This is a genomic window from Isoptericola sp. AK164 (assembly GCF_029643425.1).
Taxonomy (GTDB): Bacteria; Actinomycetota; Actinomycetes; order Actinomycetales; family Cellulomonadaceae; genus Isoptericola; species Isoptericola haloaureus.
Map to the genome: position 1 here is coordinate 1,894,956 of NZ_CP119106.1, position 15,841 is coordinate 1,910,796.

Genomic DNA, 15,841 nt, shown 5'->3' on the forward strand with positions numbered 1-15,841 from the left:
GACCTCCGGGACGGCAAGTCTACGTCTCCACCCGCAGCAGGGTCTCGACCGTGTGGTCGGCGAGCCGCTCACGACCACCCAGACCGGCCAGCTCGAGCAGGAACGCCAGCGCCACCACGGTGGCGCCGCTGCGTTCGACGAGCCGCGCCGCGGCCTGTGCGGTCCCGCCCGTGGCCAGCACGTCGTCGACCACCAGAACACGCGCACCGGGTGCCAGTGTTCCCCGGCGAAGCTCGATGGACGCGTGGCCGTACTCGAGCTCGTAGTCCTCGCGCTCGACCGGCGGGGGCAGCTTGCCGGCCTTGCGCAGCGGCACGAAGCCCACGCCGAGCCGGGTGGCCAGCGGTGCACCGAGCAGGAACCCGCGCGCCTCCATCCCGGCGACCACGTCGACCCCGCCGTCGGCCTCGACCAGCGCCGCGAAGGCGTCGGTCACGTCGGCCAGCGCCGCACCGTCCGCCAGCAGCGGCGTGATGTCGCGGAAGACGATCGGCGGGTGCGGGTAGTCCGGGACGTCGTGGATCAGGTCCCGGATCTCGGTCGCCCTGGCCGGGCCGAGCCCGGCCAGGGCGACCAGCGAGATGTCGTCGGTCACGCGCCGCGTCACCGGCCGCGCTTGCGCCGGGGCTGGGACCCGTGACCCTGGTGGTGACCGGGGATGAGCTGGGACCGGCCGGCCGCGACCGCGGCGAGCTCGGCGTCGTGACCGCCCTCCGTGGCCAGACGCTCGCGCTCGGCCAGGACCTCGGCGGTGTGCTGACGGATCTTCGGCTCCCGCTCGCGCAGGGACACGTCCAGCGGGGTGGCCAGGAAGATCGACGAGGCCGCGCCGACGGCGATCCCCACGAACAGCGACAGGGACAGGTCCCGCAGCGTGCCCGCACCGAGCACGAACGCGCCGAGGAAGAGGATCCCCGCCACCGGCAGCAGCGCCACCACGGAGGTGTTGATGGACCGCACCAGCGTCTGGTTGACGGCCAGGTTGGCCCGCTCGCCGTAGGTGTTGCGGGACTGGTCCAGCACACCGGTGGTGTTCTCCCGGACCTTGTCGAACACGACCATCTTGTCGTACAGCGAGAAGCCGAGGATCGTCAGGAAGCCGATGATCGTCGAGGGCGTGACCTCCCAGCCGATGAGCGCGTACACGCCGGCGGAGATCAGCAGGTCGCTGAGCATCGCGAGGATGCCGGCGACCGACATGCGCCATGCCCGGAAGTAGACGGCCATGAAGGCGGCGGCGAGCAGGACGAAGACGACCACGCCCCACAGGGCGCGCTCGGACACCGCCGAGCCCCAGGTCGGCCCCACGAACGAGGCGTCGACGTCCGCGGGGTCCACCCCGTAGCCCTCGGCGAGGGCCTCGATGACGGCGGTCTGCTCCGCGCCGGAGACCTGCGTGGTCTGCACGCGGACGGCCTCGCCGCCCACGACCGCCACGCGCGGCTCGTCCTCGGGCAGGACCTCCTGCACGGCGTCGACGGCCACGGACTGCTCCGTGGTGGTCGTGCTGGTGACCGTGAACTCCGAGCCACCGCGGAAGTCGATGCCCAGGGTCAGGCCCTTGGTGAGCAGGATGATGATCGAGGCGATCCCGAGGACGCCGACGATCGAGAACCAGACGCGCCGCTTGGCGACGATCGGGTAGGAGCGACGGCCCGTGTACAGGTCGTTGCCCCACTGGGCGAAGGTCATGCTGCCGGCCATCAGCGGCTCTCCTCGTTCTCGCCGGGGACGGCGTCGTGGCTGCGGTCGTCGGTCCCGGGGTCGTCCGGCGGTCCGTCGGCCGCGGCCGCACGCCGCTGCGCCGCACGACGCTCGGCGATCGTCAGCCGGCGACCGGAGTCGTCCGTCGTCGGTGCCGGGGAGGACGCCGCGCCCGCCATGGCCGGGACCGGCTCCTCGGCCGTCTCGGGCTCGGGCGTCGGGCGGGCCACCCGGCCGGCGCCCACGTACCGCGGGCCGCCGGTGCTGCGCAGCCGCTCGGGCGACAGCCCCGACAGCGAGTGTCCGTCGCGGAAGAACGGCACCTTGGTCAGCAGCTGCAGCGTCGGGTGGGTGAACCAGAACACCACGGCGATGTCGATGATCGTCGTCAGACCCAGGGTGAACGCGAAGCCCTGCACCCCGCCGACGGCGAGGAAGTACAGCACGATCGCGGAGATGAGGGTGACCGACTTCGCGGCCAGCACCGTGCGCTTGGCCCGGCGCCACCCGCGCTCGACCGCCATCGCCATCGAGCGCCCGTCGCGCATCTCGTCGCGGATACGTTCGAAGTACACGATGAACGAGTCCGCCGTGAACCCGATGGCCACGATCAGACCGGCGACACCCGCCAGGGACAGGCGGTAGTCGATCGTCCAGGACAGCAGCGCGATGGACACGTAGGTGATCGCGGCGGCGATGAGCAGCGAGCCCACGGTCACCAGACCCAGCGTGCGGTACTGGAACAGCGAGTACACCACGACCAGGGCCATACCGATCAGACCGGCGATCAGACCGTTGCGCAGCTGCTCCGAGCCGAGCGTCGCCGAGATCGTCTCCTGGCTCTGCACCTCGTAGGCGATCGGCAGCGAGCCGAAGCTGAGCTGGTTGGCCAGCGTGGCCGCGGAGTCACGCGTGAAGTTGCCCGAGATCGTCGCCTGGCCGTCGGTGATGATGACGCCGGGGTCCAGCGAGGGTGCCGAGATCACGAGACCGTCGAGCACCATCGCGAACTGGTTGCGCGGCGACTCCAGGCCCTGCAGGCGCTCGGTGACCGTGCGGAACTCCGTGGTGCCCTGGTCGTCGAACTCGATGAAGACGCCCCACTCGTTGGTGACCGAGCCGTTCGGGCCCGGCACCAGGCCGGAGCTGGCGTTCGACAGGCTCGTGCCGTCGACCTCGACCGGGCCGAGGACGTACTTGAGCAGGCTGCCGTCGTTGGAGCAGGTCACGAGCACCTGGTCCGGGTTCGCGCCGCCACCGCCGACCAGGTTGGCCGGGTCGGTGCAGTCGAGCGCGGCGAACTTCTCCTCCACGGCGGGCGTGATCTGCGCGAGGTCGGAGGCGTCGGTGGGGTCGACGTCCTGGGCCTCGGTGGCGATCTGCTCGTCGAACGCGGCGAGCTCCTCCTGCGTGGCGCCCTGCGGAGCCTCGTCCTCGGTCGCCTCGCCCTCGGCGTCGCCGTCGGCGGACCCTTCGGCGTCGGCCGAGGCCTCGGCCGTCGGCTCCTGGGCCGGAAGGCCGAGCTCGTAGGTCAGGACCGGCCGGAAGCGCATCTGCGCGGGCTGGGAGACGAGGTCGATCGTCGCCTGGTCCACCTCACCGGGGATGGAGACGACGATGTTCTCCCCGCCCTGGTTGACGATCTCGGCCTCGACGACGCCGGAGGAGTCGATGCGCTGCCGGATGACGTTGATCGACTCGTCGATCGCCTCCGGGGTCAGCTCCGAACCATCCGTGGACGTCGGCGTCAGGATGATCTGGGTCCCGCCCTGCAGGTCGAGAGCGAGTCCGGGTGCCAGGCTGGCGCCGCCGGGGTTCTCGTCGCTCTTGGGGTCCAGGTACGTCCCGACGAGGAGTGCCACGAACGGCACCACCATCGACAGGAGCGCGAAGACCACGAGCGTGCGTACCGGACGCGAACGCCGCGTGCTGGAGTTGGCCACTTGGTTCTCTTCCCGTGTGCGCGCCGCCGGAGCGGAGCGTGATGGCGCCGGCCGGGTTCAGGACCCGGCCGGCGCAGAGGTCACTTGTCGTCGGTCTCGCCGTGCTCCCGGCGCTTGTCCTCCTGGACCTTCCGCTCCGCGGTGTCCAGCTCCGACAGGTCGTCCGGGACCTCGACGGGACCGTCTGCCGGGGCGATGCTACCGGTTTCCGACGTGTCCTCGGTCACCTCGGTCTCCTCGGCCTCCTCGACCGGCTCGTCCATCCGCTTCACGACGGCGGCGCGGAGCCAGCGGGTGCGCGAGCCCGGGGTGGACTCGAGGGTGACGATGTCCGACTCCTCGTCGACCTCGATCACGGTGCCGACGAGGCCGGATCCGGTCATGACCTCCTGGCCGGGGGCGAGCGAGGACCGGAACTCGGACTGCTTCTTCTGCTGCTTGCGCGTGCGCGAGCTCATGAAGAGCATGAGGGCCGCGAGCACGGCGAAGAGGATGATGATCGAGAAATCCACGGGGATTCAGTCCTTCAATCGGAAGATCGAGTGTTCGTCTCAGTCTAGGGCGCCGCGCGGGCACCCTAGGCCTCGTCGAACAACGTCCGCGACGTCGTCCCGGTTCCCCCACCGGTCGTCGGGGCCGGCGCGGCCCACGTCCCGGCCGGCGGCTCGATGCCCAGATGCTCCCAGGCGGCCGCGGTCGCGACCCGGCCCCGCGGCGTGCGCGCCACGAGCCCCTCGCGGACGAGGTAGGGCTCGGCCACCGTCTCGACGGTGTCCGACTCCTCCCCGACCGTCATGGCCAGGGTCGTCAGGCCGACCGGTCCCCCGCCGAACCGGCGGCACAACGCCGTCAGGACGGCGCGGTCCAGCCGGTCCAGGCCGATGGGGTCGACCTCGTAGACCTCCAGGGCGGCACGGGCCGCGCGCAGGTCGAGCACGCCGTCGCCCCGAACCTGCGCCCAGTCCCGCACGCGGCGCAGCAGCCGGTTGGCGATCCGGGGGGTGCCGCGGGAGCGCCCGGCGATCTCGTGCGCGGCCTCGTGGCGGATGTCCACACCGAGGAGCCCCGCCGAGCGCAGGATCACGCGCTCCAGCTCCTCCGCCTCGTAGAAGTCGAGGTGCCCGGTGAACCCGAAACGGTCGCGCAGCGGTGCCGGCAGCAGCCCCGACCGCGTGGTCGCGCCGACGACCGTGAACGGCGGCAGGGTCAGGGGGATGGCGCTGGCGCCCGCCCCCTTGCCGACGACGACGTCGACGCGGAAGTCCTCCATGGCGACGTAGAGCAGCTCCTCGGCCGGGCGGGCGAGGCGGTGGATCTCGTCGATGAACAGCACCTCGCCCTCCTCCAGGGAGGACAGCACGGCGGCGAGGTCGCCGGCGTGCTGGATCGCGGGGCCGCTGGTGACCCGCAGCGAGGTGCCGAGCTCGGCGGCGATGATCATCGCCAGCGTGGTCTTGCCCAGCCCCGGCGGACCGGACAGCAGCACGTGGTCCGGGGCGGTGTCCCGGCCGATGGAGGCCTGCAGCACCAGCGAGAGCTGGTCGCGCACGACCCGCTGCCCGACGAAGTCGTCGAGCTTCTTGGGCCGCAGCGCCGCCTCCGCGGCCCGCTCGACCTCGTCGGCGCCCGCGCCGACGAGCCGCTCGCCGAGGTCCTGGGGGTCGATCGCGCCGTCAGCCATGACGCGGCCCCAGCTGTCGCAGCGCGGCCCGCAGGGTGGCCGGCACCTCGGTGGGGCCGACGCGGTCGGTCCCCGCCTCCGCCAGCGCCTTCTCCACCGCGCCCTCGGCCACCTTGGCCGCCCAGCCCAGGCCGACGAGCGCCTCGACGACCTGGTCGCGCTCGTCGCCGGCCGCGGAGGTCGCCGCACCGGAGGCGGCGCCGTCGTCGGGCCCGGGCGCTCCCAGACGGCCGGACAGCTCCAGCACGATGCGCTGCGCGCTCTTGGCGCCGATGCCCGGGACCCGCCGCAGCGCGGCGGTGTCCTCCTGGTCGACGGCGCGGCGCAGGGCGGAGGGGGTGAGCACGGCCAGCATCGCCAGCGCGATGCGCGGACCGACGCCGGACACGGACTGCGCGGTCTCGAACACCTCGCGCTCCTCGGTGTCCGCGAAGCCGTAGACCGTCATCGAGTCCTCCCGCACCACGAGGGTGGTGTGCAGGAGCGCCTGCTCACCGACGCGCAGCCCGGCCAGGGTCGCCGGGGTCGCGTGGACCAGGTAGCCCACCCCACCGACGTCGACGACGGCGCGGTCCAGGGCGACCTGGGCCACGGTGCCGGACAGCGAGGCGATCATCGGACGGTCTCCTTCCGTGGGGTGCGCGGACCGCGCTGGGCGCCCCGCGCACGGTGCTCGGCGGCGGCCCAGGCGCGCTGCGCCGGGGTGAGCTCGTGGCGGTCGCCGCCCTGCAGGGCGCCCGCCGGGCGCCACAGGTGCGTGATGGCCAGGGCGAGGGCGTCGGCGGCGTCGGCGGGGCTGGGCGCGGTGTCCAGCCGCAGGATGGAGGCCACCATGCGCTGGACCTGGGCCTTCTCCGCCCGGCCCGACCCCGTCACGGCCGCCTTGACCTCGCTCGGGGTGTGCATGGCCACGGGCACGCCGCGGCGGGCGGCCGCGACCATCGCCAGCCCGGCGACCTGGGCCGTGCCCATGACGGTGCCGCGGTTGTTCTGGGCGAAGACCCGTTCGACCGCCACGACGTCCGGGGTGTGCTCCTCCATCCAGCCCTCGAGACCGTCGGCGATCTCGAGCAGGCGCAAGTCCGTGCTCGTCGCCGGCGCCGACGTCAGCACACCCACACCCACGAGGGCCGCCCGGCGCCCGCGCCGGGAGTCCACGACCCCGACACCGCACCGGGTCAGCCCCGGATCCACTCCCAGCACTCGCACGCCGTCACTGTCTCACGCACCGGTGACAGGCCTGCCGAGGCGCGCCTGGACGGGACGACGCCCGCACCCTGCGGTGCGCTCCGCGTCGGCCCACGCACCACCGGGTCGGACCGTCGCTGCACTCCCCTGCGGGCACGTGCCTCGTCCCTCGACCCGCACCCTGCGGTGCGCTCCGCGTCGGTCCTCCGCGTCAGTCGTCGGAGTCGAGGGCGGCCATGACCTCGTCGGTCGCGTCGAAGTTCGCGTAGACGTTCTGCACGTCGTCGCTGTCCTCGAGCGCGTCGATGAGACGCATGATCTTGCGCGCACCCTCGACGTCGACCTCCACCTGCATCGACGGGTGCCAGATCGAGTCCGCCGAGTCGTACTCCATGCCGGCGTCGACGATCGCGCTGCGCACGTCGACCAGGTCGGTCGCCTCGGACAGCACCTCGATGTAGTCGCCCTGGTCGGTGACCTCCTCGGCCCCGGCGTCCAGTGCCGCCAGCATCACGTCGTCCTCGGTGACGCCCTCGGCCTTGGGGACCACGACCTGGCCCTTGCGGGAGAACAGGTAGGACACCGAGCCCGGGTCGGCCAGCGACCCGCCGTTGCGGGTGAACGCGGTGCGCACCTCGGCCGCGGCACGGTTCTTGTTGTCGGTGAGGCACTCCACGAGCACTGCGATGCCGTTGTTGCCGTAGCCCTCGTACATGATGACCTGGTAGTCGACGGCGTCGGCGCCCTCACCGGAGCCGCGCTTGACCGCGCGGTCGATGTTGTCGTTCGGCACCGAGGACTTCTTGGCCTTCTGGATGGCGTCGAACAGCGTCGGGTTGCCCGTCGGGTCGCCGCCGCCGGTGCGTGCCGCGACCTCGATGTTCTTGATCAGCTTCGCGAAGAGCTTGCCGCGCTTGGCATCGATCGCCGCCTTCTTGTGCTTGGTCGTGGCCCACTTCGAGTGACCGGACATGACCTGACTAACTCCTTCGCGTGGCGTTGACTTCACGGACGAACTGCGCGTGCACCCGCCAGTCCCCGGTGACCTCCGGATGGAACGCGGTCGCGAGCAGTCGCCCCGAACGGGCTGCCACGATCTTACCGGCGGCCTCGCCGAGGCCGGTCCCGTCGGTCGACCGCTCGGGGATGCGGGCGAGGACCTCGACGTCGGGCCCCGCCGTGGAGATCCAGGGTGCGCGGATGAACACCGCGCGCACCGGACCGCCCTCGATCCCCCGCATCGCCAGGTCCGCCTCGAACGAGTCGACCTGACGACCGAATGCGTTGCGCTGCACGGTGACGTCCATGCCGCCGAGGGTCTGCTGGCCCTCGATGCCGCCGGTGATCCGGTCGGCGAGCAGGATCATGCCGGCGCACGAGCCGTACACGGGCAGCCCCTCGGCGATCGCGGTCCGCAACGGGTCCCGCAGCTCGAACACCCGCAGCAGCTTGTCCATCGTGGTCGACTCCCCGCCGGGCAGGACCAGCCCGTCCACCGCCTCCAGCTCGGAGCGGCGACGGACGCGGACGACGCGCGCACCGGCGCCCTCGAGGGCCCGGGTGTGCTCGCGCACGTCACCCTGCAGGGCGAGTACTCCGATCGTCGTGGTCACCGCGGCAGTGTACGCACCGGGGCGCGACCGGCGCGGAACCGTTCGTCGGCCGTGCGGCCCGGACCGGCCGGGCCACCGTCAGTCGGCGGACTCGAGCGGCTCGTCGTCGTTCTCCTCGCCGAGGTGCCGGACCACGCCGTCCCAGCCCCGGACCAGGTGGTCGACGAGGTCGGGCAGGACGCGGGGGAACACCTCGCGCGTCTCGCCGCGCAGCTCGTCGGGGGTGAGCCAACGCATCTCGTCGAGGACGTCGCGTTCGCCGTCGGTCCAGCCGTGGTCGCTGGGTTCGTGGCCACCGTCCACGCACGCCAGGAAGAACACCTCGTCCTGCCGGCAGGTCTCGGCCAGGAAGCGGAAGATCCCGGCACGGGTCATCACCGGGCCCACCAGGTCCTCGGCCGCCAGCGTCAGCCCCGCCTCCTCGTGCAGCTCCCGCAGCGCGGCCTCGACCTCGGTCTCACCGTCGTCGATGCCGCCGCCGACGGTGAACCACCAGGACCGGTCCGGGTCGTCGGCGTCGTGCCCGCGCACCAGCAGCACCCGGCCCCCGTCGTCCAGGAGGATGACGCGGGCCGCCCGCCGGTGTCGCAGGCCGTCCGGGCCGGGGACCCAGTCGGGACCCAGCGACGCGGACGCCGAGGGCACCGCGGAACCGCTCGTCGTGACACGTTCGTGCATGCCGGTCAGCGTATCCCTCCGGGGACTCACCGACGTCGCGTCGGACGTGCGGTCGGAGCGGCGGCGAGGGGGTCCTCCGGCCACGGATGGCGCGGGTAGCGGCCCCGCAGGTCGGCCCGGACCTGGGAGTAGCCCTGCTGCCAGAAGGAGGTGAGGTCGCTCGTGATCGCGACCGGGCGCCGCGCGGGCGACAACAGGTGCAGCACGACGGGGACCCTCCCGTCCGCGACGGCGGGCGTGGCGGTCCAGCCGAACACCTCCTGGAGCTTCACCGCCAGGACCGGCGGCTCGGCACCGTCGTAGGTCAGCCGCACCTGAGAGCCCGACGGGACGCGGAGCCGCTCGGGCGCGAGCTCGTCGAGCCGGGTCGCCGCCGGCCACGGCAGCAGTCGCCGCAGCCCCGACAGCACGTCGATGCGGGCCAGGTCCCGCCCGTCGCGCACCCCGGCGAGCTCGGGACCGAGCCAGTCGTCGAGCCCGGCCAGCAGCGCGTCGTCGTCCACCGCGGGCCACGGGGCGCCGAGGTGGGCGTGGCAGAACGCCAGGCGCTCCCGCAGACCGAGCGCGCCCTGCGACCAGCGCAGCACGGACAGGCCGCTGCGCCGCAGGCCGTCGCGGGCGGCGGCCTGGACGAGCAGCGGGTCCGGCCGTGCCAGCGGGACGTCGTTCAGCACGATCGCACCGAGCGACTCGACCCGCCGGGTCACGACCCGGTCGTCGTCCCAGCGGATCCGGTCCGAGGTCTCCACGAGGTCGGCCGCGACCTCGCGCGCGGTCGCCTCGTCGATCGGTGCCGCGGAACGGATCCTGGCGTCCGCGCGACCAGGCGCCCGGTCGGCGACGGCGACGGCCAGCCAGGTCGCCGGCCGCAACGGCGACCGCGCGTCCAGCGCGGCGCCCGTCCCCCCGGACATCTGGTAGGACACCGACCCGGTCCCCCGGGCCCGCGCGATCCGGTCCGGGTACGCCAGCCCCACGACGATCCCCGCCGCGAGGTCGTCCGGCACCCCGTCCCCACGGTGGAGAGCCGGCCCGCCGCGCGCCAGGTCGTCGGGCGCTCCCCGGCCCAGGCGCTCGACCTCGCGGCGCCAGCGGTCGGTGGCCCCGCGGTCCTCGCCGCGGCGCAGGGCGCGCCAGCGCGCCGGCAGGTCGTCCCCGGCCCCGCCGCCGGCGTCGTCCGACAGCAGGGCGACGACCTCGCGCGCCCGGGCGGCACCGACCCGCGGCGTGCCGTCGAGCAGCGCGCGCGCCAGGCGTGGATGCACCCCGAACCGGGCCATCCGGCGTCCCCGCTCGGTGATCCGGCCGCCGTCGTCCAGCGCGCCGAAGCTGCGCAGCAGCGCGGTGGCCGCGGACATCGCCGGCGTCGGTGGCGCGTCGAGCAGGGCCAGACCGTCACCGCCGGGCGCGCCCCAGGCCGCCAGGTCGAGGGCGAAGGCCGCCAGGTCCGCGATCGCGACCTCGGGCGCGGCCTGGTCCTCGAGGCGCGCGTGGTCGGTCCGCGACCAGCACCGGTAGACCCGGCCGGGCGCCTCCCGCCCCGCGCGACCCGCCCGCTGCTCGGCCGAGGATCTCGAGACCCGGCAGGTGACCAGCGCGCCGAGACCACGGGACTGGTCGGTCCGCGGCTCCCGGGAGAGCCCGGAGTCCACGACGACCCTGACGCCGGGCACGGTGAGCGAGCTCTCCGCGACCGACGTCGTGACCACGACCCGTCGCTCGTCGGACGGCGCCAGCGCGCGGTCCTGCTCGGACCGTGACTGGCGCCCGAACAGGGGCAGGACGTCGTGACCCGCCAACCGGCGGGTCACACCACCGATCTCCGCCTCCCCCGGGACGAACACGAGGACGTCGCCGTCGTCATCGGTCAGGGCACGCTCGACGACGGCCGCCACGTGGTCCAGCAGGCGCGGGTCGACCCGCCCGCCGGGGAGCAGCGGGGCCGCGACCGGCGGGGGCGCCCACTCGACCTCGACGTCGAACGCCGTGGCGGTCGCGGTGATCACGGGCGCCGGGGCGTCCGTGCCCAGGACCCGGCTCAGCCGGACCGTGTCCGCGGTGGCCGACGTCGCGACGATCACCAGGTCGTCCCGCAGGTTCTCCCGGACGTCGGCGCAGAACGCGAGGAGCAGGTCGGCGTCGAGATGTCTCTCGTGGCACTCGTCGATCACGATCGCCGCGACGCCCGGCAGCTCCGGGTCCTGCTGCAGACGGCGCACGAGGAGCCCGGTGGTCACGACCTCGACGCGCAGGTCCTTCCCGCCGCGGCGCTCACCGCGCATCGCGTAGCCGACCCGCGTCCCGAGAGGTTCGCCCGTCAGTGCCGCCAACCGCGTCGCGGCCGCGCGGGTCGCCATCCGTCGCGGCTCGGCGACGACGACCGTCCCCTCGAGCGCGTCGGCCAGCGCGAGCGGCAGCAGCGAGGTCTTGCCCGATCCGGGGGGTGCGACCAGCACGGCGGCGCCGTGCGAGCGCACCGCCTCGGTCGTGGCAGGAAGCACCGCCCGGACAGGCAGGTCCGCACCGGGCACGGACACGTCCGGCAGGAGCGCGCCCCGACGGTCGCCGACCACCGCGACGCCGACCGGCTTGCGCCGGGTCAGGAGAGCATCACCAGCCGCGCTCGGCGAGCCGCACCGGCTCGGGGTCCTCCTCGACGTTGATGCCGACCATGGCCTCCCCCAGCCCTCGCGAGACCTTGGCGATGACGTCCGGGTCGTCGTGGAAGGTGGTGGCCTGCACGATGGCCTTGGCACGCGAGGCCGGGTCGCCCGACTTGAAGATCCCGGACCCGACGAAGACACCCTCGGCACCGAGCTGCATCATCATCGCGGCGTCGGCCGGGGTGGCGATCCCGCCGGCGGTGAAGAGCACCACGGGGAGCTTGCCCGTCCGCGCCACCTCGGCGACCAGCTGGTAGGGCGCCTGCAGCTCCTTGGCGGCGACGAACAGCTCGTCGGTGGGCAGCGACGTCAGCCGCCGGATCTCCTGACGGATCTGCCGCATGTGGGTCGTGGCGTTGGACACGTCTCCGGTGCCGGCCTCGCCCTTGGAGCGGATCATCGCCGCACCCTCGGTGATGCGGCGCAGCGCCTCGCCCAGGTTGGTCGCCCCGCACACGAACGGCACGGTGAACTGCCACTTGTCGATGTGGTTGGTGTAGTCGGCCGGCGACAGCACCTCGGACTCGTCGACGTAGTCGACGCCGAGCGACTGCAGCACCTGCGCCTCGACGAAGTGGCCGATGCGGGCCTTCGCCATGACCGGCACCGACACCGCGTCGATGATGCCCTCGATCATGTCCGGGTCGCTCATCCGCGCCAGACCGCCCTGGGCGCGGATGTCCGCGGGGACCCGCTCGAGCGCCATGACCGCGACGGCGCCGGCGTCCTCGGCGATCTTCGCCTGCTCGGGGGTGACGACGTCCATGATGACGCCCCCGGTGAGCATCTCGGCCATCCCGCGCTTGACGCGGGCCGTGCCCACCTCGCCGACGCCCGTGGAGGGGGCAGGTGTCCCGGTGGTCTCGCTCAACGCAACCTCACAGAGTTCTTCGAGCACGGCGCGGCGACCTCGGCCGCGCCCGTGCCGGCGTGGTCCCACGCCGTAGGTCCCATCCTACGGGGGTTCAGGCCCCCTCGAGCCCGGCCGGCATCTGGTCGTCGAGCTCCACCGTGCGCGGCAGCGGCGCCCTGCCCGCGAGGCGCAGCCAGCGCACGGCGCGCGGACGGCGGGCCCGCCGTGCCTGGGCCACCGCCTCGTTGTGGAACCGCCGGGCGAGCTGGGCCCGGTACCAGGACGAGTACAGGTCGCCGACCAGGTCGTCACCGGTGGCCGTGCTCCGCAGCTCGGCGACGTCGTCGGGGTCCTCGAGCACGGAGCGCAGCGTCATCGACAGGGCCGACTCGGCGCGCTCGCGCTCCGCCGGGAGGCCCGTCAGGGCGAACGCCTCGCTCGGTCGCGGCTCGGCGGGACGGTCCGGGGAGTCGAGCGCGGCCAGGGCGGCGTCGGCGAGCAGCACCGCGCTGGCCGGGTCCAGCAGCCCCGAGGAGGCCAGGTCCACGCACACCCGCCCGCGGCGGTCGAGCTGTGCCTGCAGCGCGTGCCGGGACGCGACGACCTTGCGGTGCAGCCGGTCCAGGCGCGAGGCCGTGAGCCAGACCAGCCACAGCACGAGCCCGAGGAGGACGACGACGAGCAGCGCCGTCTCGGACCAGCTCCAGGTCATCGGTCCTCCCCTCCGCGCAGGCGCGGACCGCGGCCCAGGAGCCACGTGGCCCGCCCGGCGAGCAGGTCCTGGCGCACCGCACCGTCGCCGAGCGCCTCGGACGCGGCCACGGCCATCTCGTACACGGCCAGCACCCGGGCGGTGACCTGCGACCAGTCGAAGCCGCGCACGAACCGGTGGGCCCGCCGTCGGCGCTCCTCGGTCCCGTCCGGGTCCGCGAGCGCCGCCAGGACCGTGGCGGCCAGGTCCTGCGGGTCGCCGGTGCGGAACAGGCGTCCGGCGGCACCGTCGTCGAGCACGCGGCGGAACGCGCCCAGGTCGCTGGCGACGACGCCGGCGCCGGCGCTCATCGCCTCGACCAGGACGATGCCGAAGCTCTCGCCGCCCGTCTGCGGGGCGATGTAGAGGTCCGCGGACGCCAGCAGCGTGGCCTTGTCGGCGTCGCTGACGCCGCCGAGCCACTCGAACGCGCCGGCGTGCTCGCCCAGGGCGGCCTCGGCGTCGGCACGACCCTCGTCGCCGCGCCCGGCGACGAGGAAGCGGGCGCCCGGCACCTCGGCCAGGATGCGGGGTGCGGCGGCGGCCAGGACCTGCAGCCCCTTGCGCGGCTCGTCGAGCCGGCCGAGGAACGCCACGGTGGGCGCCTCCGGCGTGCCCTGCCAGCGGGGCGCGGGCGGCACGTCGAAGTCGTCGACGTACACCCCGTTGGGCACCACGACGGCGTCCCCGCCGAGGTGCTCGACCAGCGTGCGGCGCGCGTCCTCGGACACCGCGATGCGCGCCGAGATCTTCTCCAGCGACTGGCGCAGCAGCGGGTGCGCGATCTGCAGGGCGCGCGACCGCACCTGGGAGGTGTGGAAGGTCGCCACCACGGGGCCGTCGGCGACCCACAGGGCCAGCATGGACAGCGACGGGGTCATGGGTTCGTGCAGGTGCAGCACGTCGAACCGCCCCGCGTCGATCCAGCGCCGCACGCGAGCGGCGGCGCGGGGCCCGAAGGCCAGGCGCGCGACCGAGCCGTTGTAGCGCACCGGGACCGCGCGGCCGGCCGGGGTGACGACGTCGGGCACCTCGGTGTCCTCGTCGGCCGGGGCCAGGACGGAGACCTCGTGGCCGCCGTCGCGCAGCGCCTCGGCGAGGTCGCGCACGTGGAACTGCACGCCGCCGGGGGCGTCGAAGGAGTAGGGGCACACGATGCCCACGCGCAGGGGCCGCATCAGATCTCCCCCGCCCGCGCCCTGGTCCGGGCGTAGCGCTCGGGGTCGAGGTCGTCGACGAAGACCTTCTGCAGCATGTGCCAGTCGGCCGTGCGCTCGACGAGGAACTCCCCCACGGCGTCCACCCAGCCCTGGGTGAGCCGGGCGATCTGGGTGCGGCGGTCGCCGGCGTCGGGCACCGGGACCGGCGGCAGGAACCGGACGACGATCCCCCAGGCCGACCCGGCCCGCCGACGACGCTCGCCGTGCAGGCGCTCGTGGAAGACGCCCACGGGGACCAGCGGTGCACCGGCGGCCAGGGCGAGAGCGGCGGGGCCCGCCGCGACGCGCGCGCGGTGACCGCGCAGGTCGACCTCGACGCCCCGGGCCGTCAGGTCCCGGTCGGCCAGCAGCGGGACGAGCCGGGGGCCGTCCTCGGCGCCGCGCACGAGGTCGCGGAAGACCCCGTCGTCGCCCAGGGCCAGCACGTCGATGCCGATCGAGCGGCGGAACGCGACGAACTCGGTGAACAGCGCGGCGGGCTCGAGCCGTTCGGCCACCGTCAGCACGGGCGCCAGGTGCGGGGTCGCCCACGCGCCGGCGAGGTCCCAGTTGCCCGCGTGCGTCAGTGCCAGCACCACCGAGCCGCCGTCGTCGAGCACCGGCCGGACGTTCTCCTCGCCCTCGGCGCGCACGCGGGCGGCGAGCTGGTCGGCGTCGGCGCCCTGGAGGGTGAACGCCTCGCGGAAGTAGCGCAGGTAGCGGCGCATGCCCTCGCGGGACAGCCGGCGTACGGCCCGGGCGTCCAGGTCGGGCCGGATACGGGCGTAGTTCGCCTCCAGCCGGCGCACCCCGGCGCCGTGGCGCAGCCAGGTCAGGTCCGCGGCCAGGGTGGCGGCCGCCCGCAGCACCGGTTCGGGCACCCGGTGGGCGTGCCGCCAGGCGAACGTGTACAGCGCGGCGACGTCCATCAGGCCTCCTCGAGGTCCGGGCGACCGCCCAGGTGGATCTGGCGGCGGACCGTCGCGATGCGCTGCACCACGGTGACCAGGCTCGCCGCCGCCAGCAGGGTCAGCACCACGACGGTCACCAGGACGGGCAGCCCGACCTGCACGAACGCGGTGGGCGCCAGGGCGATCACCAGGCGGTCGGTGCGCGCGGCGATGCCGACGTCCGCCGTCGCCCCCACCGACTCGGCGCGCGCCCGCGCGTACGGCACCACCGAGCCCAGCACGAGGCAGGCCAGGGCGGCCGTCGTGCCCCAGGTGGCGTACGGCACCTCGGGGTGCAGCACGAACCACAGGGTGATGCCCGCGAAGACGGCGCCGTCGGAGATCCGGTCCAGCGTCGAGTCCAGGAACGCACCCCACGGGCCGGTCCGCCCGCTGAGGCGCGCCATCACGCCGTCGAGCGAGTCGGTCAGGGCGAACAGCCCGACGAGGATCCCGCCGAGCAGCAGGTGACCGGTCGGCAGCAGGGTCAGGGCGAGCACGGTCACGACGACGGTCCCGGCGACGGTCACCGCGTCCGGGGACACGCCCCGGCGGAGCAGCAGGTGCGCCAGCGGGGTGAACAGTCGCTGCATGGTGGCCCGCAGGCGGCCGAACATG

General features: G+C 74.1%; 16 protein-coding genes. All 16 read right to left on the minus strand.

The window, feature by feature from the left end; genetic code table 11:
* Positions 1–19: 19 nt before the first annotated feature.
* The 16 genes from PO879_RS08760 to pgsA all read right to left on the minus strand — a co-directional run bounded on the left by PO879_RS08760 (position 20) and on the right by pgsA (position 15,840).
* Positions 20–595: an adenine phosphoribosyltransferase gene (locus tag PO879_RS08760; protein ID WP_278234532.1), complete on the minus strand. Its 576-nt coding sequence runs from the start codon at positions 593–595 to the stop codon at positions 20–22.
* Positions 596–603: 8 nt separating this feature from the next.
* A complete protein-coding gene (gene secF, locus PO879_RS08765; protein WP_278234533.1) occupies positions 604–1,704 on the minus strand; it encodes a protein translocase subunit SecF in 1,101 nt (366 codons plus the stop codon).
* The gene (gene secD / locus PO879_RS08770; RefSeq protein WP_347568594.1) at positions 1,704–3,647 is read right to left on the minus strand and encodes a protein translocase subunit SecD; all 1,944 of its coding nucleotides are present in this window, start codon (positions 3,645–3,647) and stop codon (positions 1,704–1,706) included. The genes secF and secD overlap by 1 nt, the downstream gene beginning before the upstream one ends.
* 80 nt (positions 3,648–3,727) lie before the next feature.
* Positions 3,728–4,159 (minus strand): preprotein translocase subunit YajC, encoded by a 432-nt coding sequence (gene yajC / locus PO879_RS08775; protein WP_278234534.1) that lies wholly within the window; start codon positions 4,157–4,159, stop codon positions 3,728–3,730.
* Positions 4,160–4,224: 65 nt separating this feature from the next.
* On the minus strand, positions 4,225–5,328 hold the full coding sequence (gene ruvB, locus PO879_RS08780) for a Holliday junction branch migration DNA helicase RuvB (RefSeq protein ID WP_278234535.1): 1,104 nt from the start codon (positions 5,326–5,328) through the stop codon (positions 4,225–4,227).
* On the minus strand, positions 5,321–5,944 hold the full coding sequence (gene ruvA, locus PO879_RS08785) for a Holliday junction branch migration protein RuvA (protein WP_278234536.1): 624 nt from the start codon (positions 5,942–5,944) through the stop codon (positions 5,321–5,323). Before ruvA ends, ruvB begins: the two co-directional genes overlap by 8 nt.
* Entirely contained in the window at positions 5,941–6,537 is a 597-nt protein-coding gene (gene ruvC, locus PO879_RS08790; protein ID WP_278234537.1) for a crossover junction endodeoxyribonuclease RuvC, read from the minus strand. The genes ruvA and ruvC overlap by 4 nt, the downstream gene beginning before the upstream one ends.
* 190 nt (positions 6,538–6,727) lie before the next feature.
* Positions 6,728–7,489 carry a YebC/PmpR family DNA-binding transcriptional regulator gene (locus PO879_RS08795; protein ID WP_278234538.1) on the minus strand — a complete coding sequence of 254 codons (762 nt, stop codon included), beginning with the start codon at positions 7,487–7,489 and terminating at the stop codon, positions 6,728–6,730.
* A gap of 7 nt (positions 7,490–7,496) precedes the next feature.
* Positions 7,497–8,129, minus strand: coding sequence for a pyridoxal 5'-phosphate synthase glutaminase subunit PdxT (pdxT, locus tag PO879_RS08800; protein WP_278234539.1), 633 nt, complete (start codon positions 8,127–8,129; stop codon positions 7,497–7,499).
* Between the two features lie 78 nt (positions 8,130–8,207).
* Complete coding sequence (locus PO879_RS08805) at positions 8,208–8,807, minus strand: NUDIX domain-containing protein (RefSeq protein ID WP_278234540.1); 600 nt, start codon at positions 8,805–8,807, stop codon at positions 8,208–8,210.
* Positions 8,808–8,833: 26 nt separating this feature from the next.
* Complete coding sequence (gene hrpB / locus PO879_RS08810) at positions 8,834–11,380, minus strand: ATP-dependent helicase HrpB (protein ID WP_278234541.1); 2,547 nt, start codon at positions 11,378–11,380, stop codon at positions 8,834–8,836.
* 37 nt (positions 11,381–11,417) lie between these two features.
* Positions 11,418–12,341: a pyridoxal 5'-phosphate synthase lyase subunit PdxS gene (pdxS, locus tag PO879_RS08815; protein WP_278234542.1), complete on the minus strand. Its 924-nt coding sequence runs from the start codon at positions 12,339–12,341 to the stop codon at positions 11,418–11,420.
* Positions 12,342–12,435: 94 nt separating this feature from the next.
* Positions 12,436–13,035, minus strand: coding sequence for a hypothetical protein (locus PO879_RS08820; protein ID WP_278234543.1), 600 nt, complete (start codon positions 13,033–13,035; stop codon positions 12,436–12,438).
* Positions 13,032–14,243 (minus strand): glycosyltransferase family 4 protein, encoded by a 1,212-nt coding sequence (locus PO879_RS08825; protein WP_278237494.1) that lies wholly within the window; start codon positions 14,241–14,243, stop codon positions 13,032–13,034. Before PO879_RS08825 ends, PO879_RS08820 begins: the two co-directional genes overlap by 4 nt.
* 8 nt (positions 14,244–14,251) lie before the next feature.
* Entirely contained in the window at positions 14,252–15,202 is a 951-nt protein-coding gene (locus PO879_RS08830; protein WP_278234544.1) for a phosphatidylinositol mannoside acyltransferase, read from the minus strand.
* Positions 15,202–15,840 (minus strand): phosphatidylinositol phosphate synthase, encoded by a 639-nt coding sequence (gene pgsA / locus PO879_RS08835; protein WP_278234545.1) that lies wholly within the window; start codon positions 15,838–15,840, stop codon positions 15,202–15,204. The genes PO879_RS08830 and pgsA overlap by 1 nt, the downstream gene beginning before the upstream one ends.
* Position 15,841: the final 1 nt, after the last annotated feature.